The sequence below is a fragment of the Actinomycetes bacterium genome (assembly GCA_035506535.1).
GTDB lineage: Bacteria > Actinomycetota > Actinomycetes > DATJPE01 > DATJPE01 > DATJPE01.
Genome location: DATJPE010000074.1, coordinates 1 through 19,566 on the forward strand (window position 1 = coordinate 1; position 19,566 = coordinate 19,566).

19 protein-coding genes are annotated in these 19,566 nt (G+C 72.7%); 8 read left to right on the forward strand and 11 right to left on the reverse strand.

What is annotated here, in order from left to right; all coding sequences use genetic code 11:
- Together VMI11_11705 and VMI11_11710 are read right to left on the reverse strand one after the other, a co-directional pair.
- Window positions 1-2,100 (reverse strand): DUF6049 family protein (locus tag VMI11_11705; GenBank protein ID HTY73073.1); only part of this gene is annotated, 2,100 nt, incomplete at its 3' end.
- 91 nt (window positions 2,101-2,191) lie between these two features.
- Entirely contained in the window at window positions 2,192-2,659 is a 468-nt protein-coding gene (locus VMI11_11710) for an NUDIX hydrolase (GenBank protein ID HTY73074.1), read from the reverse strand.
- A 62-nt stretch (window positions 2,660-2,721) separates the two neighbouring features.
- Between VMI11_11710 and VMI11_11715 the strand changes: the two genes are divergently transcribed.
- A complete protein-coding gene (locus tag VMI11_11715; protein HTY73075.1) occupies window positions 2,722-4,206 on the forward strand; it encodes a CCA tRNA nucleotidyltransferase in 1,485 nt (494 codons plus the stop codon).
- On the opposite strand, the gene VMI11_11720 is transcribed toward VMI11_11715, so the two are convergent.
- The 5 genes from VMI11_11720 to VMI11_11740 all read right to left on the reverse strand — a co-directional run bounded on the left by VMI11_11720 (window position 4,182) and on the right by VMI11_11740 (window position 9,585).
- Complete coding sequence (locus VMI11_11720; GenBank protein ID HTY73076.1) at window positions 4,182-5,558, reverse strand: glycoside hydrolase family 15; 1,377 nt, start codon at window positions 5,556-5,558, stop codon at window positions 4,182-4,184. The two genes, VMI11_11715 and VMI11_11720, sit on opposite strands and share 25 nt — an antisense overlap.
- Window positions 5,559-5,614: 56 nt before the next feature.
- Window positions 5,615-6,817 (reverse strand): MFS transporter, encoded by a 1,203-nt coding sequence (locus tag VMI11_11725; protein ID HTY73077.1) that lies wholly within the window; start codon window positions 6,815-6,817, stop codon window positions 5,615-5,617.
- A 46-nt stretch (window positions 6,818-6,863) separates the two neighbouring features.
- Window positions 6,864-7,778 carry a hypothetical protein gene (locus VMI11_11730; GenBank protein ID HTY73078.1) on the reverse strand — a complete coding sequence of 305 codons (915 nt, stop codon included), beginning with the start codon at window positions 7,776-7,778 and terminating at the stop codon, window positions 6,864-6,866.
- A gap of 152 nt (window positions 7,779-7,930) precedes the next feature.
- Window positions 7,931-9,001 (reverse strand): inositol-3-phosphate synthase, encoded by a 1,071-nt coding sequence (locus tag VMI11_11735; protein ID HTY73079.1) that lies wholly within the window; start codon window positions 8,999-9,001, stop codon window positions 7,931-7,933.
- Between the two features lie 5 nt (window positions 9,002-9,006).
- A complete protein-coding gene (locus VMI11_11740; GenBank protein ID HTY73080.1) occupies window positions 9,007-9,585 on the reverse strand; it encodes a PadR family transcriptional regulator in 579 nt (192 codons plus the stop codon).
- Between the two features lie 156 nt (window positions 9,586-9,741).
- Here VMI11_11740 and VMI11_11745 point away from each other — a divergent pair, with 156 nt between their 5' ends.
- Genes VMI11_11745 through VMI11_11755 form a run of 3 tightly spaced genes read left to right on the forward strand, consistent with a single transcriptional unit; the run spans window position 9,742 to window position 13,856 of the window.
- Complete coding sequence (locus VMI11_11745; GenBank protein ID HTY73081.1) at window positions 9,742-10,143, forward strand: DUF5318 family protein; 402 nt, start codon at window positions 9,742-9,744, stop codon at window positions 10,141-10,143.
- Between the two features lie 50 nt (window positions 10,144-10,193).
- Entirely contained in the window at window positions 10,194-12,326 is a 2,133-nt protein-coding gene (locus VMI11_11750) for a transglycosylase domain-containing protein (GenBank protein HTY73082.1), read from the forward strand.
- A 12-nt stretch (window positions 12,327-12,338) separates the two neighbouring features.
- A complete protein-coding gene (locus VMI11_11755) occupies window positions 12,339-13,856 on the forward strand; it encodes a glycosyltransferase 87 family protein (GenBank protein ID HTY73083.1) in 1,518 nt (505 codons plus the stop codon).
- Here VMI11_11755 and VMI11_11760 read toward each other — a convergent pair.
- The 4 genes from VMI11_11760 to VMI11_11775 all read right to left on the reverse strand — a co-directional run bounded on the left by VMI11_11760 (window position 13,778) and on the right by VMI11_11775 (window position 17,322).
- A complete protein-coding gene (locus tag VMI11_11760; protein HTY73084.1) occupies window positions 13,778-14,857 on the reverse strand; it encodes an alanine racemase in 1,080 nt (359 codons plus the stop codon). The genes VMI11_11755 and VMI11_11760 overlap by 79 nt on opposite strands.
- Before the next feature lie 4 nt (window positions 14,858-14,861).
- On the reverse strand, window positions 14,862-15,989 hold the full coding sequence (locus VMI11_11765; protein HTY73085.1) for a peptidoglycan bridge formation glycyltransferase FemA/FemB family protein: 1,128 nt from the start codon (window positions 15,987-15,989) through the stop codon (window positions 14,862-14,864).
- Window positions 15,990-16,087: 98 nt separating this feature from the next.
- Entirely contained in the window at window positions 16,088-16,882 is a 795-nt protein-coding gene (locus VMI11_11770; protein ID HTY73086.1) for an exodeoxyribonuclease III, read from the reverse strand.
- A 92-nt stretch (window positions 16,883-16,974) separates the two neighbouring features.
- Complete coding sequence (locus tag VMI11_11775) at window positions 16,975-17,322, reverse strand: hypothetical protein (protein HTY73087.1); 348 nt, start codon at window positions 17,320-17,322, stop codon at window positions 16,975-16,977.
- A 200-nt stretch (window positions 17,323-17,522) separates the two neighbouring features.
- On the opposite strand from VMI11_11775, the gene rpsF reads away from it, so the two are divergent.
- The 4 genes from rpsF to rplI are packed head-to-tail and all read left to right on the forward strand — an operon-like array spanning window position 17,523 to window position 19,104.
- Window positions 17,523-17,813 (forward strand): 30S ribosomal protein S6, encoded by a 291-nt coding sequence (gene rpsF, locus VMI11_11780; GenBank protein HTY73088.1) that lies wholly within the window; start codon window positions 17,523-17,525, stop codon window positions 17,811-17,813.
- Window positions 17,814-17,853: 40 nt separating this feature from the next.
- Window positions 17,854-18,357, forward strand: a complete 504-nt coding sequence (locus VMI11_11785) for a single-stranded DNA-binding protein (protein HTY73089.1) — start codon at window positions 17,854-17,856, stop codon at window positions 18,355-18,357.
- A gap of 52 nt (window positions 18,358-18,409) precedes the next feature.
- Window positions 18,410-18,646, forward strand: coding sequence for a 30S ribosomal protein S18 (gene rpsR, locus VMI11_11790; protein ID HTY73090.1), 237 nt, complete (start codon window positions 18,410-18,412; stop codon window positions 18,644-18,646).
- Between the two features lie 11 nt (window positions 18,647-18,657).
- Complete coding sequence (gene rplI, locus VMI11_11795; GenBank protein ID HTY73091.1) at window positions 18,658-19,104, forward strand: 50S ribosomal protein L9; 447 nt, start codon at window positions 18,658-18,660, stop codon at window positions 19,102-19,104.
- Window positions 19,105-19,566: the final 462 nt, after the last annotated feature.

The window sequence follows — 19,566 nt, forward strand, 5'->3', positions numbered from 1 at the left end:
CGCCTCCTCCTCGATGACGTCGCGCGCCGCGTCGGCCTCCGCGGCGCCACGGCGGATCCGGCGCACGACACGGACGACGAGCGCGATCGCGAGCAGCACCACCAGCGCCCCGGCGGCCAGCTGCGCCACCGCCCCGTAGCCGGTCGCCCGCACCTCGAAGGAGACCGGCTGCCCGAAGGGCGTACCCGACGGCGTGACCAGCCGGGCGGTGACCGGGATCCGCCCGTCCGCCGAGGTCGAAGCGGGTACCTCCACGGAGATGGCGCGCCCGGCCGGAACCGTCGACACCTCCTGCGGCCCGGTGCGCAGCCGGAACGCCGGCGTCGCCGTGAGCCGCACCTGGAGGCGGACGTCCTGGTCCAGCTCGTTGCGGACGGCGAGCGGGACCTTGCCCGTCCGGCTGGACAGGGTGACCTCACCGCGCGGGAGGATCCGCACCTTGGCCATCTGCTCCTGCAGCGACGCGGCGACCCCGGCGGCGTACGCCGTCCCGGCGGTGGGGTCCTGCTGCCAGGCCGCGGACTGGGCGCGCATCAACGCGGCGGAGTACGCCGGGACCACCTGCGCGGGCTGGGTGAGGATCTCCTGGAAGCGGTCCAGCCGGCCGGAAGTGGTCCGGACGATGCGGAACTGCGCCGACGGGACCTCGGCGGCGGCCGCAGCGTCCGGATAGGGCGCCAGCCGGCGCAGCGGCGCGTCCCCCGGGTCGGCGGTCAGCGCGGACAGGGTGGTGGGCTGCAGCCAGGGCGCGAACTTGGCGAGGCTGAACACCACCCTGGCCCAGCCGGGGGAGGGCGCCCAGTCCCGAGGCAGCGCGATCACCACTGACCGGGGCTGGCTCGGCCGCTCGGCCGCGATCATGGCCGTCTCGGCCAGCAGCCGGAGACGGGCCAGCGTGGCGTTCCCGAGCAGCCGCGGGTCGGCGGCGGCGAAGGAGGACAGCGTCGCGTCGGCCGTGACCGACTGCAGGCTCGAGCCGGCCAGCGGCCCTAGGGCGTCGGGGGTGTAGTTCTGGGCGTCCGGGGCGCGCACGGCCCCGGACGACAGCACCACCTGGGTCAGCCCGCTCGCGGCGGCCCCGTCGATCGTGCCCGACGTGGTGACCCCGTCGACCGGCCAGGCGGGGGCCGCGGGCACCGTGCGGTTCAGCACCCGGGCGGCACTCGCCGTTCCGGTCGCGACCTGGGCGGCGAGGTCGAAGGACAGTCCGCCGCGTCGCTGAGCGGTCAGGTCCGGGTCGGCGTAGGGCAGGGCCAGGACCTCCTGTGCTGAGGACAGCTCGCGCAGCCAGTTGGCGGCGCCGTCGTCCGGGCTGGCCGTTCCGCCGCCCACGAGGGGGGCGCCCACGGACAGTTGCTGGGCCTCCTCCAGCAGGTCCGGGTCGACCGCCCAGCTGACGGGCTCCCCCTCACCGGCCTCCAGCATGGTGCTCAGCCGGCCGCCGGAGTCGAGGGAGTCGGCGAGGGCGCCCGCGGCCTTCGGGTCATAGCGCCCGTCGACGCCGCGCAGCGGCTGGTCCTGGAGCGGCACCAGCCAGGTGGTGCGCAGGGTGGGCAGGCTCGCGCTGCCGCGCCAGACGATGAAGGTCCGCAGGCTCGCGACGGTGGTGCGCTGCCCGGTGGGCTCGGCGGCCCTCGCCTCGACGGTCAGGACGTGGACCCCGAAGCCCTTCAGCGCGAGGTCGTCCGCGGGGATCGTGATCTGGAAGGGGACCGACGCGTTCGGCGCGAGGCTCTCGCTCAGTCCAGTGATGATCGAGGAGCTCACGACGTCGCCGCCGGAGTCCGCGAGGGCGGGGTCGCTCGTCGTGTCCACCGCAGCCGCTTGCGCCAGGTCGTCGCGGCTGGTCAACGCCTGCGGGTCGACGAGCAGGCGCACACCAACCGCCTGGATGGGCTCGCCGCCGCCGTTGATCACCCGTCCGGCCACCACGAAGGTGTCCCCCGGACCGGGCGAGGGCGGGCTGACGACGGACACCGAGACCCGCACCGATCCCGCGGACAGCGCGCCGACCGTCGCTCGAGCCGGCACGGCCGGCCCTGCCGCGGCGACCAGCGCCCCGAGCAGCGCCACGACGGCTACCCGCGTCCCACCGATCACGGCGCGTCCGCCGCCGTACCCGAGCGGTGTTCCTGGCGCGTTCTCGCGCGGTGTTCCTGGCGCGTCTTCACGTGGTGTTCCTGGCGCGTCTTCACGCGGTGTCCGCGAGCAGGCGCAGCGCCCGGTCCACCAGCTCACGCTCGTCGGCGTAGGCGAGCCGGCCCGCTGCCTCCTCGAGCGGGACCCAGGCGACCTCGACCACCTCGATGTCGGCGTCGGAGAGCTCACCGGCATCGCGCTCGAGCAGGAAGTGGTGGACCGTCTTGTGCACCCGGCGGTCCTCGGCGACGAACCAGAAGTCGATCGTCCCCAGCGGGGCGAGGACCCGGCCCCGGATGCCCGTCTCCTCCTCGACCTCGCGGATCGCCGCCTCCTCGCGGGTCTCCCCGGGCTCGACGTGCCCCTTGGGCAGTGACCAGACCAGCCGGCCGCGCCGGTCCCGCCGCGCGATCAGGGCGCCGCGACCCCCGAGGCTGGGCTGGTCGACGACGAGCCCCCCCGCGGAGGTCTCCTCGACCGTGCGCCGCCGGCGCTGGCGATCGCGTCGCTGGTCTGCCACCCGGCCAGAGTAGACAAGGCGCGAGGCGGCCCGGGTCAGCCGCCGTGGCTACCCTGCTCCCCGTGTCCGCCGTCTCCGAGGATCAGCCGACGCCCCCCTCCGGGGAGCTCCAGCAGCTGCTGACCGAGGCCCAGCACCGGGCCGTCCTCGAGCTGCTGCGGGTGGCGCCCGTCGCCGACGACCTGGGCCGGCGTTTCCACGCGGCGGGTCACGAGCTGGCGCTGGTGGGTGGCTCGGTCCGCGACGCGCTGCTGGGCCGCCTCGGCAACGACCTCGACTTCGCGACCGACGCCCGCCCGGAGCAGGTGCAGCGGCTGCTTCGCGGTTGGGCCGACCACGTCTGGGACGTCGGCATCGCCTTCGGGACCGTGGGGGCTCGCAAGGGCGAGTACGTCATCGAGGTCACGACGTACCGCTCCGAGACCTACGACCGGACGTCACGAAAGCCGGACGTCAGCTACGGCGACAGCCTCGTGGGAGACCTGTTGCGTCGTGACTTCACCATCAACGCGATGGCGGTCTCCCTCCCGGGGACCTCCTTCGTCGACCCCTACGGCGGGCTCGCCGACCTGGCGCGTGGGGTGCTTCGCACGCCGTCGGCCCCCGAGGAGTCGTTCTCGGACGACCCGCTGCGGATGATGCGCGCGGCCCGCTTCGCCGCGCAGCTCGGCGTCAGCGTCGCTCCCGAGGTGGTCACCGCGATGACCGCGATGGCGGAGCGGATCGAGATCGTCTCCGCGGAGCGGGTCCGTGAGGAGCTGGTCCGGCTGGTCCTCGCCGACGACCCCCGTCGCGGCCTCACGCTGCTCGTGGACACCGGACTGGCCGAGCACGTCCTGCCGGAGCTGCCGCTGCTGCGCCTCGAGATCGACGAGCACCACCGGCACAAGGACGTCTACGAGCACACGCTGACCGTCCTCGAGCGGGCCATCGACCTGGAGGACCCGCCGGGCGGCGAGGTGCCGGGGCCGGACTTCGTGCTGCGCTTCGCCGCGCTCATGCACGACATCGGCAAGCCGCGTACCCGCCGCCTCGAGCCGGGTGGCGGCGTCTCCTTCCACCACCACGAGACCGTGGGGGCACGGATGTGCGCGAAGCGTATGCAGGCCCTGCGCTTCTCCTCCGAGGTGACCGACGACGTCAGCCGCCTGGTCGAGCTGCACCTGAGGTTCCACGGGTACGGCGCGGGCGAATGGACCGACTCGGCCGTGCGCCGTTACGTGCGCGACGCCGGGCCGCTGCTGTCGCGGCTGCACCGGCTGACTCGCGCCGACTGCACGACCCGCAACCGGCGGCGCGCCAAGGCGCTGGAGCAGGCCTACGACGACCTCGAGCGGCGCATCGCCGAGCTCGAGGCGAGCGAGGAGCTGGCCAGGATCCGTCCAGACCTCGACGGCCGGCAGGTCATGGCCATCCTGGGCATCCCGCCGGGGCGCGAGGTCGGCCAGGCGATGGCGCACCTGCTCGACCTGCGGCTCGAGCACGGTCCGCTCGGCGAGCAGGCCGCGACCGAGGCGCTGCGTCAGTGGTGGGCGGCCAGGGGCTGACCGGCGCCAGGGGTGCGCGTGAGGCGCGCCAGGGTGAGCAGGACGAGGGCGTCGGTCCAGGCGAGCGGGGCGGAGCCGGCCGGCCGGCCGCTTCCGTCGACCTTCTCGGGCAGCGAGCCGACCGCTGTGCGGTGCGTGTCGAGCCAGTCCATCCAGTGGGCCGCCTGCTGCGGATCGCCGTTCGTGGCATCGGCCAGCGCGAACAGGGCGGTCTCCGCGGTCCAGGAGATCGTGTGGTCGCGCCAATCCGTGCCTGGGCCGAGGCCGCCGGCGGGACGGACCAGCCGACCGGCGGTCTGGGTGGCCGCCAGGGCCGCACCGGGCAGCGCTTCGCCGGTGAACGGCGGCAGGACGAAGGTGACGGAGACATCGCCCACGTGCGTCCCCGCGATGCGGGGGTACGTCGGACCGTAGGTCGAGGTCACCCGCGCGGTGAAGCGGGCCGCCGCCCGCGCGGCCGCCCTTGCCTCGGCGGTGTCACCGAGCAGCCGCAACAGCCCCGGAGCCGCCTGCAGGCCGGCGAGGAAGGGGCCGGAGATCCCCAGCGTCGTGGCGTCCTCGGGAAGCTCCCGGTAGTCCGGGCTGGGGGGCGGCAGCGCCCGCCCGGCATCGGTGAGCTCGAGCAGGGTCGCCGTCGAGCGTTCGACCAGGCTGCGCAGCCCCCCGACGACCGCGACGCGTTCCGGCAGGGCCGGGACCGCCCGGGCGAGCCGGCCGGTCGCCCACAGCACCCAGCCCGTCGAGTCGCTCTGCGCCCACCGTCCGTCGGGCGGGCCCGACCCGTCCAGGACGTACCGCGCCTCGAAGACCCCACTCGGTCCTTGGACACGCTGCAGGTAGGCGAGCTCCGCCCGGGCGTCGCCGAGGTGGCCGGTCGCGGCATAGGCCGCCGCCACGAAGGCGGCGTCCCGCGGCCAGACGTAGCGCCACTTGCGTGCCCAGCCGGCGGGAGTGGCCCCGCTGGGCAGGGTCAGGGTGTGCAGGTCGAGCAGCGCGTCCCGGGCCATCGACTCCCACCGGGTCCCCTCGCCCGGGACGGTCCCGGCGGCGACCCAGGCACGCTGGGCCGTCGCGAACGCCAGCATCTCGGCGCCCTGCTTCGCGAGCACCCGCGATCCGGGCAACAGCGCACTCGCGGGCGTGCCGACCGGGAGCAGCTCCACCGCGCCGTCCGGGCCGATCGCGACGCCGGCCCCGTGGAGGTAGGCGGACACGTGCTGGTGGCGCTGGACCTGGACGCCGACCGTCGTGGCCGCGACCACCGCCAGGACCAGGATCGCCGCGAGCGCGCGGGGCTGAGCCGGCGCGCGCTCCCCCGCGGCCGGGACGGACCGCCGCTGGGGGGCGAGCATGGCGCGACGCTACGTCGCCCCGGCCTTCGCCGGGCGCTGCTTTCGGTGAAGTTCACTCAGGCGAAGGGCACGGTGACGATGGCCGCCAGCACGAACGACACGTTGGCGAGCAGGTCGGTGATCGAGAACGCGCGCCCTCGCCAGGCGTCGCCGATCCGGCGCTGCAGCACGGTGTCGGAGCAGATCTTCACGCCCTGGTAGACGAAGCCGAGGACCAGGGCCATCCCCAGGATCGCGGGGCTGCTGACCACCGGCACGATGGTCGCGCAGCCGAGCAGGCAGGCGAGCACCAGGGCGATCACCCAGCGCCGTACGCCGAAGCGACGCGCGGCCCCGGGGGTGAGGATCGCCCCGAGCGCCGCCCCGACCCCGCCGATCGCGGTTGCCGCACCGAGCTCGGCGAGGGCACCCGTGGTGTCCGTCGGCGGGTGCAGCACGGTGCGCTCGCGCACGATCGCGAGGACCGTCCACGCTCCGAAGACCGCGCGGACCAGCGTCAGCGCGGTCAGCGCCAGCACGACGCTGCGCTGCGCGACCACGTGGCGCGCCGCGTCGAGGAGGGCGTACGCCGTGCCGACCGGGGACACGTCCGGGCGGGGGGCGTCGGGGTCAGGCCCCAGGGAGGCGGTGGCGATCGGCAGGCACAGGGCCGCGGCGAGCGTGTAGGCGATGGCGCCGGCCACCACGATCCAGCCGGCGGCGGGGTCGCTGCCCCCGAGGGCCGAGCGCAGCCCGATGCCGGCGAGGACCCCGACCAGGGTGGCACCGGATCCCAGCGTCGGTGCCAGGGCGTTCGAGGTCACCAGGTCGGGCGGGTCGACGACGTGCGGCTGCGCGGCGGGGAGTGCGGCCAGCACGAAGCGGTTGACCCCGATGACGCTGAGCGCCAGGACGCCGAAGGCGACGCCGACCGAGCTCCTCGCCACGAGAGCCGCGAGAGCGACGGCCAGCACCGCCCGGGTCAGGTCAGCGACGAGCAGCACCTGTCGCCGCCGCCAGTGGTCGATGAACGCCCCGGCGAAGGGCCCGACGAGGCTGTAGGGCAGCAGGAGCAGCGTCAGCGCCGCGGCCACCCGACCCGGTGACGCCTGACGCTCCGGGCTGAGCAGCACGAAGGAGGCCAGGCCCGCCTGCAGGAGCCCGTCACCGAACTGGCCGGTCAGGCGGACGAGCAGCAGCAGGCGGAACGGCACCGAGCGCAGCAGACGTACGACGCTCTCGCGCGGGAGGCGGACGCCGCCGTCCGCGCTCGAAGCCACGGCGGCCCATCATGCCTCCCGCGGCCGGCTGCCCTGCCCGGAACGCTCAGCCGGCCGGGTGGGCGTTGCGCGCCCGCCACTCGTGCGAGGACCCGAGGACGGCCGCGATCGCCACGGCGAGCACCGCCGTCGCCGCTAGGCCCCAGGCACGAACCCACGAGCCGAGCGATGCGGCGAGGGCGTCGCCGAAGACGTGCGCGCCCACGGGGGAGTGGGCGACGTAGAAGGCGTGCGCCGCCACCGTGAGCAGGGCCAGTCCGCCGACACCTGCGAGGAGGGCGACCGCCTCGAGCAGCAGCATCCACCGACGACGTGGCGCGACAAGGACGGCGGCAGCTGCCAGCAGCACCACCGCCATCGCCAGCCACTGGGCCCCTCGCACGAGCGCCCATGCGACGTGCGCCGACCGCACCTGGGCGCCGGGCACGGTCACCATCACGACGTGACCGGGGACGTAGAGCGGGACGTCGCCCACGCCGGGCACGCCGCGGCGGACCAGGTCGGCGCGAACGGCTTGCACGATGGGGTCCAGGCCGATCGTGAGACGCAGGTCGCCCCCGGACCCGCCGGCTGCCATGGCGGCTCCGAACTGCTCGTGCGCGGTCGCATTCGCCTGCACCCACAGGGACGGGAACGACGGGCTGTGCACCACGTCGGAGACCGCGGCGCTCACGAGGGTCCGCTCGGCTTTCTCGGCCAGCGCCCCGACACCCTGCAGCACGCTCGGCAGTGAGGAGGCGATGGAGTCCACGGGCAGGGCGGAGACGATCTGGTCGGTGGCCGCCTGGCTCACCGCCGACTGCACCGAGGGGTCCGCCGCCAGGGGGGCGACCGTGGCGAGGTAGCCCTTCTCACTGAGCAGGTGCTGCTGGGCCCACAGCGCTGTCACGGCGACCGGTGCGAGCACAGCGGCCAGGGCGAGCAGCGCGTAGGACGTACGTCGCGCGAACGTCTGCGTCACGAACAGCGACGCTAGCCGCCCGACCTGTGAGCAACCTGAAACCGCTCGCTCGCTGGTTTGCTCGGCTTCGCCTCGCGAGCTCCTCGCCGATGGCTCCTTCGCTGCGGTGCTTGCTCGGCTTCGCCTCGCGAGCTCCTCGCTCAGTCGCGAGCTCACTCCCCAGCGATGAAGTCCTCCACGGCCTGCCGCGCCTCGTCGTCGCGGTACTGCACGGGCGGGCTCTTCATGAAGTACGAGCTCGGGCCGAGCAGCGGGCCGCCGATCCCGCGGTCCATGGCGATCTTCGCGCAGCGCAGCGCGTCGATGATGACGCCCGCGGAGTTCGGCGAGTCCCAGACCTCGAGCTTGTACTCGAGGTTGAGCGGTACGTCTCCGAAGGCACGGCCCTCGAGGCGGACGAAGGCCCACTTGCGGTCATCGAGCCAGGCCACGTAGTCGGACGGCCCGATGTGCACGTTGCGGGCGCCGAGCTCGTGGTTGAGCTGCGAGGTGACCGACTGCGTCTTCGAGATCTTCTTGGACTCCAGGCGCTCGCGCTCGAGCATGTTCATGAAGTCCATGTTCCCGCCGACGTTGAGCTGGTAGGTCCGGTCGACGATGACGCCGCGGTCCTCGAACAGCTTGGCGAGGACGCGGTGGGTGATGGTCGCGCCCACCTGGGACTTGATGTCGTCGCCCACGATCGGCAGGCCGGCGGCAGTGAACTTGTCCGCCCACTCCTTGGTGCCCGCGATGAACACCGGCAGCGCGTTGACGAAGCCGCAGCCGGCGTCGATGGCGCACTGGGCGTAGAACTTCGCGGCGTGCTCGGAGCCGACGGGCAGGTAGCAGATCACGACGTCGGCCCGCGCGTCGCGCAGGGCGGCCACCACGTCGACGGGCTCGTCGTCGGACTCGGTGATGGTCTCGCGGTAGTACTTGCCCAACCCGTCGAGGGTGTGACCGCGCAGCACCGTCACCCCGGTCGGGGGGACGTCGGCGATCTTGATGGTGTTGTTCTCCGAGGCGTTGATCGCGTCGGAGAGGTCCTGGCCGACCTTCTTCGCGTCGACGTCGAAGGCGGCCACGAACGTCACGTCGCGGACGTGGTAGCCGCCGAGCTCGACGTGCATCAGCCCGGGGACGAAGTGCGACGGGTCGGCGTCGCGGTAGTACTCGATGCCCTGAACCAGCGAGGAGGCGCAGTTGCCCACGCCCACGATGGCCACGCGAATCTCGCCCATCCGGCTTACTCCTTGGGGGTGAAGGTGTCAGAAGCGGTGTTGCCGGGGTGGGCCCGGTCTCGTTCATCCGCGATGAGCTCGTTGAGCCACCGCACCTCGCGCTCCACGCTCTCCAGGCCGTGCCGCTGGAGCTCGAGGGTGTAGCTGTCCAGTCGCTCCCGCGTGCGCGTCAGCGACGTACGGACGTTGTCGAGTCGTTCCTCGAGCCGGCTGCGCCGGCCCTCGAGGATGCGCAGCCGCGTGTCCGCGCCGGTCTGGGCGAAGAACGCGAAGTGCACGCCGAAGTTGTCGTCCTCCCAGGACGCCGGACCGGACTGGTCCAGCAGCTCCTGGAAGTGCTCCTTGCCGTCCGCCGTGAGGCGGTAGACGATCTTCGAGCGCCGACCGGTGGACTGGGTCGACTCCTCGGTGATCAGCCCCTGGTGCAGCAGGCTCTTCAGGCAGGGATACAGCGAGCCGTACGAGAAGGCCCGCATGCTGCCCAGGAGCGCGTTGAGCCGCTTGCGCAGCTCGTAGCCGTGCATCGGCGACTCGTGGAGCAGGCCGAGCACGGCCATCTCCAACACGTCGGTCCGCTTGCTCACAGGCAGCTCTCCGGGGACGGTACGGTGAACGCGAGGCAACGGGGCCGATGCTCCCGATGTATCGGTTCGATACATTGAGACGATACGCATCACCCTGGTCCCTGGCAAGCCGACGCGCAGGGCGGCGGCCGGCGCGAGCCCCGTACCCTCGAGACCATGTGGTCGGAACGGGCCCGTGTGGACTACACGCTGAAGCGCCGCGCCACGCTCGCGTCCCTGTTCCGCGGACTGACCACCCCGACCGACGTGTGCGACCCCGACCCCTACCTGCTGCGCGCCGCCAAGCACCACGGGGAGACGACCGAGCGCACCTGCCCGGTGTGCCGCCGTGAGATGCTGGTGGAGCTCAGCTACACCTTCGGCGACCAGCTGGGGCAGTACTCCGGCCGGCTCAAGGCGCGCGCCGAGCTCGAGGCGATGGCCCGCGAGCACGGGGAGTTCAGCGTCTACGTCGTCGAGGTATGCACCGGCTGCGGATGGAACCACCTCGTCGTGTCGTTCGTCCTCGGTGACGGGGTACCTCGTACGCCGGAGCGTCGGCGGCGTTCCGCCGACTGACCGGCCGGCGCCGCCCGTACCCCGCCCTGTCCCCTCCCGAGAGCGGTGCCGTGAAGCTCCCCCACCCCGACTACCCGCGAGCCGGGAAGACCGGCGTACGGCGCTACTTGCCCTCGTGGCGCCAGCTGCTGGGTCTCGGGCTGTTCCTCGCGCTGGTGGTCATCGGCGTCACCGTGTGGGCCTACGAGCGCACCGACGTACCGCAGCCGAACCAGGAGGCCCTTGCCCAGCAGAGCGTCCTGTACTACAGCGATGGGAGGACCGTCCTCGCCCGAGTGGGGACCACCGACCGCACGTCGGTCGCCCTGTCCGACATCCCGCTGACCACACGTGAGGCGGTCCTCGCCGCAGAGGACCGGCGCTTCTATCACGAGGGCGTCTTCTCGCCGACCGGGATCGCGCGGGCCGTGCTCAACGACGCCCGGGGCCGCAGCCTGCAAGGCGGGTCGACGATCACCCAGCAGCTGGTGAAGAACTACTACCTCACCCAGCAGCGCACCGTCTCCCGCAAGTTCCGCGAGGCGATCCTCGCGGTGAAGATCGAGCGCACGCTCAGCAAGGACCAGATCTTCGAGGACTACCTCAACACCATCTACTACGGGCGCGGCGCGTACGGCATCCAGGCCGCCGCCCGCGCCTACTTCGGGGTCTCGGCGCGCAACCTCACAGTGGAGCAGGGGGCGGTGCTGGCCTCGCTCATCCGCAGCCCCGGCGGGTACGCCCCCGAGACGAACCTGGCGGGGCTGCGGGCCCGCTGGGACTACGTCCTCGACGGGATGGTCAAGCAGGGCTGGCTGACGCCGGCGCAGCGGCAGGCCGCGACCTTCCCGACCATCGCGAAGCGGCGTACCGCGATCAGCCTCGCCGGGCCGAGCGGCTACCTCGTGGCCGAGGTCCGCAAGGAGCTGCTCGCGCTCGGCTACGGCGAGGACCGCATCGACAGCGGCGGCCTGCACATCGTGACCACCTTCGACGCCAAGGACCAGGCGGCCGCGGAGAAGGCGGTCCACGACCTACGTCCGACCGAGACCGACGTACGGGTGGGCCTCGCCCAGGTGGACCCGGCCACCGGAGGGGTGCTCGCGCTCTACGGCGGGCGCAACTACCTCACCCAGCAGTACGACGACGCGACCCAGTCCGCGCCGCAGGCGGGTTCGACGTTCAAGCCGTTCGCGCTCGCCGCCGCGCTGGAGAACGGCGTCAGCCTGAGCTCGATGTGGAACGGGCACTCGCCCCAGACCGTCCAGGGACCCAGCGGGCCGTACGTGGTCCGCAACTACGGCGGCGAGAGCTTCGGGCGGATCTCGCTCCTCACTGCGACCGAGGACTCCGTCAACACCGTCTACGTCCCCCTGTCGCTGCAGGTCGGGACGGACAAGGTCGTCGACGCGGCCCGCCGCGCCGGGATCCCCGACTCGGTGCCCATCGACAGCGGCCCCACCGTCGCGCTCGGCACCGCGTCCCCGACCGCCCTGGACATGGCGAGCGCCTATGCCACCTTCGCCGCGGACGGGATCTACCGCGCGCCGCACGTCGTCGCGGCGGTGAAGACCCTCGGCGGCGGCGTGCTCTATCGGGCCAAGGTCGTCAGCGTCCGCGCGTTCACCCCCGACGTCGTGGCCGGCGTCGACTACGCCCTGCAGAAGGTCGTCACGGATGGGACCGGCTTCGCGGCGAAGGCCCTGGGCCGGCCCGCGGCCGGCAAGACCGGCACGACCAACGCCGGCAAGTCCGCCTGGTTCGCCGGGTACGTCCCCCAGGCGGCGATGGCGGTGGACCTGTTCCGTCCGGACAAGCAGGGGAACCTGACCTCCCTCGACGGTGTGGGCGGGATGTCCACGGTCACCGGCGGCTCGTTCCCCGCGCGCATCTGGACCGCGGCGATGGCCGGCTCCCTCGCCGGCACCCCGGTCGAGACGTTCCCGACCCCCGCACCGTCGATCACCGCCGGGCCCTCGACGAGCACCAGCGTCTCCCCCAGCCCGTCGACCACTCCCACGGCGACGAGCCCGACCCCGACGCCCACGCCCACACCCACGCCGACCCCCACCCCGACGCCCACACCCACACCGACCCCCACCCCGACGAACCAACCCTCGGCGGCGGCGCCGGGCGGGCCGCCGGCCGCGGGTGGGCGGGCGGAGGCGATCGGCCCGTCGTCGCGTGCCGCGACGGCCGGCTGACATGATCCCGGGGTGACCTCGGTGCCCACCGACGCCGCCGGAGCCCCGCCGCCGGCACCGACCTCGGTCGACGAGGAGTACCCGTACGTCATCCCGAGCCGGGACGACTCCGTCGTGGGCGCCGCGGCCGGGCTGATCGGCGGGCCGATCGGAGACCACGCCGGCTGGCGACGGCGCTGGTGGACGCCGCTGCGCGTGGTGCTCGCCGTCGTGACGATCGCCTGCTGCCTGGCCTTCGTGCAGAAGGCGCCCTGCCGTGCGAACGCCTTCACCAAGGACATGTACCCGAAGCTCTGCTACACCGACATCGCGCCCCTCTACGCCGGCCGGGGCTTCGACCGGGGCGCGACGCCGTACGTGAACCCCGTTCCGTCAGAGCGGCTCGAGTACCCCGTGCTCACCGGGCTGTTCATGCAGGTGGCCGCGGTCGCGGACCGGATGATCGTGCCGGGCAACGAAAGCACGGTTGCCTACCAACGGCTCCAGCGCTTCTTCGACATCAACGCCTTCATGCTCGCCGCATGCGCGATCGTGGGCGCGTGGTTCGTCGCGGCGACGCATCGCAGGCGGCCGTACGACGCGCTGCTCATCGCGCCGGGGATCGTCCTCACCGCCTACATCAACTGGGACCTGCTCGCCGTCGCCCTGGGCGCCGGCGCCCTCTGGGCCTGGTCGAGGCGAAGCCCGATCGCCGCGGGGGCGCTCATCGGGCTCGGTACCGCGGCCAAGCTGTACCCGGCGTTCCTCCTGTTCCCCCTCCTGCTGCTGTGCATCCGGGCCCGCAGGATGCGCGAGTTCGGGCAGGTTCTGGGCGCGGGCGTGCTGACCTGGCTCGCGGTCAACCTGCCGGTCATGCTCAAGGCCTTCCACGGGTGGGCGTACTTCTACACGTTCAACGCGCACCGCCCCGAGTCGTGGGGCTCGCTCTGGCTCGCGCTCGACGACATGCACCGTCCGCTGCCGGCCGGGACCCTCAACGCCGTGGTCGCCCTGTGCCTGGTCGCGCTGTTCGCCGGCATCGCCTACGTCGCGTTCAGCGCGCCGCGCCGCCCCCGGCTGCCCCAGCTGGCGTTCCTGACGGTCGCGGCGTTCCTGCTGGTCAACAAGGTCTACTCACCGCAGTACGTCCTCTGGCTGGTCTTCCTCTTCCCGCTGGCGCGGCCGCGCTGGCGGGACTTCGTGATCTGGACCAGCCTCGAGGCGGCCTACTTCGTGGCCATCTGGTGGCATCTCGAGGGGATCCAACGTCCGGACCTGGCGATCCCGAACTGGCCGCACACCCTGGCGACGCTGCTTCGCATGGGCGGCGAGCTGTGGGTGTGCGCGTTGATCGTCCGCGACATCTACCGGCCCGAGTGCGACCCGGTGCGCCTGGACGGGTCGGACGACCCGGCCGGTGGGGTCCTCGACGGCGCGCCCGACGGGGGCGCCCACGCCTTGGATCGCCCGGGTCAGGAGGCGGTGGACGTCTCCTCGGCGGTGCGCGGGGCGGCCTCGAGCGTCACCTCGTCGAAGGTCGTCGTCGTGTAGCGCACGTCGCAGTCCAGCTCGTCGCCGATGGCGACCTCGAGGTCGTCGGGCACCAGCAACAACGAGACCTGCATGTGCGGGGGCTCGGCGAACCAACGCTGCTTCCCGCCCGCATGGAACGGCGAGAGGGTGCGGCCGGTCGCCTCGAGCCCGCCCTTGGCCGCCGCCTTGCCGCGGCCGATGACGCCGTGCACCGCTTTGGGCGCCTCGAGTCCGACCCCGTGGGCCGTCCCGCCGCTGACCACGAGCAGGCGGTGGGCCCCCGGCATCTTGCGCTGCCGGTAGCCGTAGCGCGCACCGCGCTTGAGGTCGTGGACGTCGAGCACCGTCCCGGTGGCCCGCAGCGCCTCCCGCTCGCCGAGCCAGAGCGAGGTGCCCACCCGCGGACGTACCTCGATGGCTGGGTGCTCCGCTCGCACCCGCTCCAGCTCGTGCGGTGAGAGGTGGGAGACCCACAGCCGATCCACGTGCAGCGCGGCGCCCCAGAGCCGGGCGATCAGCGACTCCGTCTCCGCCAGGCGGCCCAGCCGCGGCTCGGCGAGCGGCAGATGGATCGCGAAGCCCTCGACGCGAAGCCCGGTCAGCAGCGGTCCGACCTCGAGCAGGTGGTCGTGCGGTACGCCGTGCCGGTGCATGGACGTCTCCACCTCCACCACCACCCGGGTCGGCATGCCGAGCGCGGCGAGCGCGGTCAGCGCCTCGATGGAGGAGACGGTGCGGATCGTCGGGTCGTCGGCCTCCGGGGGCGGGTCCACCCGGTGGTCCCACGGGGTGAGGACGAGGACGTCCCCGTCGTAGGCCTCGCGCGCGGCCGAGACCTCGAAGCGGGTGCCCACCGCGAGCGCGGGCAGTCCCAGGCGGGCGGTCTCAGCGCCGAGGAGGCTGACACCGAAGCCGTACCCGTTGCCCTTGGCCACCGGCACCAGTCCGGGCGTCTGCTCCAGGACCTCGGTCAGGTGCGCGCGCCAGCGCTCGGCGTCGACGTGCAGCGTGAAGGCCATCCGGTCACCTCCGCGCGAGATAGGCGGTGAACGCCTTGTAGAGGAGCGGGCTGAGCGGGAAGTCCCACTCACCGACGTACTCGACGGCCTCGCCCCCCGTGCCCAGCTTGAACTGGATCAGCCCGAACAGATGGTCCTCGGGGTCGAGGGTGTCGCTGATGCCGCGCAGGTCGTACACGGCAGCACCCTCGGCAAGCGCGTCGCGCATCATCCGCCACTGCACGGCGTTGCTCGGGCGTACCTCGCGCCGGTGGTCGGCGCTGGCTCCGTAGGAGTACCAGACGTGGTCGCCGACGCGAACGGCGGTCGTCGCGGCCAGCGCCTCCCCGTCGAGGCGGGCGAGGTAGAGCCGGATCCGGTCGGGGTCCTCGGCGGTCATGGCCCGCCACATGCGTTGGAAGTACGCCAGGCCGCGGGGGGTGAAGCCGTCGCGCTTGGCCGTGGTGAGGTACAGGGCGTGGAACTCGGCGAGGTCGTCGGGGCCAGCGCGCTCGACGACGACCCCTGCCTTCTCGGCCTTCTTGATGTTGCGCCGCCACAGCTGGTTGAACCCGGCCAGCACGTCGGCCTCGCTCCGGCCGGCCAGCGGAAGCTGGAAGACGTACCGGGGCTGGACGTCTCCGAAGCCGGCGCCGGCGCCGGAGAGCTGCCGCCAACCGAGGTGGGTCAGGGCCTCGACGAGCCCGACGCCGTCCTTGTCGGTGCTGTCGGAGGGGACGTCGCCGAGCCGGCCGCCAGCACCCGCCGCGATCGCCTCCTTCAACGTCGCGGCCGACCAGCGCCGGACCGGGACCTGCGGGCCGATCTTCACCGCGAACACCTTGCGGCGCTTGAGCATCGCGGTCAGTGGCGCCAGGACGTCGGCCGGCTCGTAAGCGGACCAGTCGAGCACGGGCCCCTCGGGCAGGTAGGCCAGGTAGCGCTCGACGCCCGGCGTGCGGCGGAGCAGCACCAGGGCGGCGCCGACGAGCCGGTCGCCGTCGTACCAGCCGAGGCTGAGGTTGCCCCACTCGGCTTTCACCCCCGCCCAGGAGGGGCACTGCAGGAACGAGGCCGAGCGCTCGGTGACGAACCCGAGATGGGCGTCGCGGTCCAGCGGCCGTACCTCCAGCGGCCGTACCTCCAGCGGCATGGGACAACCCTACGGGCGGGACGGCCGGCGGTTCTGGCGCTGGAAGACGGTGCGTGCGTCAGACGCCTGTGTCGTCGGACGACGTGCCGCGCTGCCGCTCAGAGGTCGAGGTCGACGACGACGGGGGCGTGATCGCTCGGGCCCTTGCCCTCCTTGAGGCTGCCCTTGCGCGCCTCCCGGTCGACATAGGCGTCGGTGACCGCGGAGACGAAGGCGGGGTTGGCGTAGACGAGGTCGATGCGCATCCCGAGGTTCTTGTGGAAGTTGCCCGCCCGGTAGTCCCAGTAGGTGAACGGGGTGTCGTACTTCATCGCCCGCGGGACGACGTCGTCGAGGCCGAGGGCGCGCAGCTCGGCGAGTGCGGCCCGCTCCTGTGGCGTGACATGCGTGAGGCCCTCGAAGGCGGTGACGTCCCACACGTCGGAGTCGTTGGGGGCGACGTTGAAGTCGCCGAGGACGGCGTACGGCCGCGTCGCGGTCAGCTCGGCCGCCACCGTGGCGCGCAGCGCGTCCAGCCACTCGAGCTTGTAGGCGTAGTGCGGATGCCCCGGCTCGCGGCCGTTGGGGACGTACACGCTCCACACCCGCACGCCGCCGCAGGTCGCGCCGATCGCCCGCCGCTCGGTGGCCCCCTCGTACGTCGGCTCGCCGGACAGCCCGCTCACCACCTCGGAGAGGCCCAGCCGGGACAGGATGGCCACGCCGTTCCAGCGGCCGTCGGCGTTGACGGCGCACTCGTACCCGAGTGCGGTGAAGTCGGCCGTCGGGAACTGCTCCGGCGTCGCCTTGAGCTCCTGCAGGCACACGACGTCGGGCGCCGCCGCCGGCAGCCACTCGCGCATCTTGCCCATCCGGACCGTCACCGAGTTGACGTTCCAGGTCGCGATCCGCACAAGGCCGACCCTATGACCCGCCTTGATCCGAATGAACGCGGCGTTCAGTCGTACCTATTGGAGCAATGCCGCGTTCATTCGGAGAAGGAGGGTCAGCTGAAGCCGCCGTGGCCGAAGCCGAGGCCCATCCCGACGGCGGCGGCGCCCATCCCGATGACGTCGAACCACCGCTGGCCGGTCGACTCCGAGGTCAGCTGGCAGTACAGCCCGAGGGCGACGCCGACGATCCCGAGAACGGTGGCGGCGGCGTGCGCCGAGACGACCACGCCGAGCCCGAAGGCGACGCAGCCGACGACGAAGGTCACCAGGGTCAGGACCTGGTGCACCCGATGGTGCAGGGCGGGGGTCTCGGCCCGGGAGTGCCCGAGCAGGGCGGGGGTGTGCGTGTACGGCGCCGCGGGCGCAGAGCTGGCCCCGGCGTCTGGGGCGGACTCGTTCATGATCGAAGCGTGCGCCTGACTGTGGACGATTTCAACGGGCCCGCCCGTCTCGGCTACCCTGGTCCGCGGTTGCCGCCCGTTCGCGGGCGGCAGCGACGTACCGCGACACGGTGGCGGCCTCTCGAGACCACCCAGCGTCGCGAGCCCTCCTGCCACGGACCGACCGTGGCCGCTCAGTCCAGAGGAGGTGGGGTTCACGCATGCGTCGCTATGAACTGATGGTCATCCTCGACCCCGAGCTCGAGGAGCGGACGGTCGCCCCGTCGCTCGACGCCTTCCTCAACGTGGTCCGCCAAGGCGGCGGGACCGTCGAGAACGTCGACATCTGGGGCCGGCGCCGCTTGGCCTACGAGATCGCGAAGAAGTCCGAAGGCATCTACGCCGTGGTCGACCTCACCGCCGACCCCGCCGTGGTCAAGGAGCTGGACCGTCAGCTCAACCTCAACGAGTCGGTGCTGCGGACCAAGGTCCTGCGCCCCGACGCCCGCTGAGCCCACCCACCCGCCTTCCCCCGGACCCACAGGAGCCCCCATGGCCCAGGGCGACATCCCGGTCACCGTGATCGGCAATCTCACCAACGACCCCGAGCTGCGCTTCACCCCGAGCGGTCAGGCGGTCGCGTCGTTCACGGTCGCCTCGAGCACCCGCGTGCGCGACCCGCAGACCAACGAGTGGAAGGACGGGGACACCACTTTCCTGCGCTGCAGCGTGTGGCGGCAGTACGCCGAGAACGTCGCCGAGTCCCTCACGCGCGGGACCCGGGTCATCGTGAACGGGCGGCTCAAGCAGCGCTCGTACGAGACCAAGGAGGGCGAGAAGCGCACGGTCTACGAGGTCGACGTCGACGACGTCGGGCCGGCTCTGCGCTACGCCACCGCCAAGATCACGAAGGTCAGCCGCGGCAGCGGCGGCTTCGGCGGCGGGGAGGGCAGTGCCCCCGCCGAGGACCCGTGGGCGTCCGCCGGCTCGCCGGCGGCCAGCACCTCCGGCTCGTGGGGCGGCTCAGGCGGGTCCTACGACGAGCCGCCGTTCTGACCCGACCTCCCCCGATGACCTTCCCCTCATGAGACGAACGAGAGAGACCACGATGGCCAAGCCGCCCATCCGCAAGCCGAAGAAGAAGAGCAACCCGCTCACCACCGCGAAGATCGACTACATCGACTACAAGGACACCGCGCTGCTGCGCAAGTTCATCTCCGACCGCGGGAAGATCCGTGCCCGGCGGGTGACCGGGGTGAGCGTCCAGCAGCAGCGGGAGATCGCCAAGGCGGTCAAGAACGCCCGCGAGATGGCCCTCCTGCCCTACACCTCGACGGCGCGCTGAGGAGGCTGACGATGAAGCTCATCCTCACCCAGGAGGTCAGCGGCCTCGGGGCGCCCGGCGACATCGTCGAGGTCAAGGACGGCTACGGCCGCAACTACCTCGTCCCCCGCGGCCAGGCGATCCGCTGGACCAAGGGCGCCGAGACCCAGATCGCGACCATCAAGCGGGCCCGCGAGGTGCGCGAGGTCCGCGACCTCGGGCACGCCCAGGAGATCAAGTCCCAGCTGGAGTCGCTGTCGGTGACCCTGGCCGCCCGGGCCGGCGACTCGGGGCGGCTGTTCGGCTCGGTCACCGTCGCCGACGTCGCCGCCGCGGTGAGGTCGGCGGGGGGCCCCGACCTGGACCGCCGCAGCATCCAGATCGTCGACCCGATCAAGACTCTCGGTGTGCACTCCGTCACGGTTCGCATCCACCCGGAGGTGGTGGCCAGCGTCGCCGTGGACGTCACCGCGGCCTAGCCCGCCACCATCCCTCGCCGCCACCGGGAGGGGTGCGCGGCGAGGGCCGGCGCGTTGCGCGGCGTCTGTTGCGATCGCCGCGGCGGCCGACTGGTCCGGGCTGCTTCCACAGGGTCCTCGGCTGCGCCCCGCGGACCGCGCCGCCCTGTTCCACTCCGTGGACACGAGGGGACACGGCGGGCCGAAAGATTTTCCTCCACACGCGGTGGAGGGCATCCACGCAGGTCAGAGGCATGATCGACCCAGCCGTCATCGGCGTTCCCCAGGGTTGTCCACAACATGGGGACGGCTGTCCCCAAGCCGGACGGGCGGTTGGACACAGGTCGCGGGCCCCCGGTCCACAGGCGTCCACAGCCCCGTCGAGCCGGGGCTTGAGACTGGTCCCGCCGCCCCCGTAGCGTCCGCCGTCGGCTCCAGGGAACACCCGTGGACGAGCCTGTCGGGGGACGGGTGTTCACTGCG

What these genes read in the sequence shown, in the direction of transcription:
- VMI11_11720 (HTY73076.1), bottom strand. Translation starts at nt 5,558, where the DNA reads ATGCTCGCCCCCCAGCGGCGGTCCGTCCCGGCCGCGGGGGAGCGCGCG.
- VMI11_11735 (HTY73079.1), bottom strand. Translation starts at nt 9,001, where the DNA reads ATGGGCGAGATTCGCGTGGCCATCGTGGGCGTGGGCAACTGCGCCTCC.
- VMI11_11745 (HTY73081.1), top strand. Translation starts at nt 9,742, where the DNA reads ATGTGGTCGGAACGGGCCCGTGTGGACTACACGCTGAAGCGCCGCGCC.
- VMI11_11760 (HTY73084.1), bottom strand. Translation starts at nt 14,857, where the DNA reads ATGGCCTTCACGCTGCACGTCGACGCCGAGCGCTGGCGCGCGCACCTG.
- VMI11_11765 (HTY73085.1), bottom strand. Translation starts at nt 15,989, where the DNA reads ATGCCGCTGGAGGTACGGCCGCTGGAGGTACGGCCGCTGGACCGCGAC.
- VMI11_11775 (HTY73087.1), bottom strand. Translation starts at nt 17,322, where the DNA reads ATGAACGAGTCCGCCCCAGACGCCGGGGCCAGCTCTGCGCCCGCGGCG.
- rpsF (HTY73088.1), top strand. Translation starts at nt 17,523, where the DNA reads ATGCGTCGCTATGAACTGATGGTCATCCTCGACCCCGAGCTCGAGGAG.
- VMI11_11785 (HTY73089.1), top strand. Translation starts at nt 17,854, where the DNA reads ATGGCCCAGGGCGACATCCCGGTCACCGTGATCGGCAATCTCACCAAC.
- rpsR (HTY73090.1), top strand. Translation starts at nt 18,410, where the DNA reads ATGGCCAAGCCGCCCATCCGCAAGCCGAAGAAGAAGAGCAACCCGCTC.
- rplI (HTY73091.1), top strand. Translation starts at nt 18,658, where the DNA reads ATGAAGCTCATCCTCACCCAGGAGGTCAGCGGCCTCGGGGCGCCCGGC.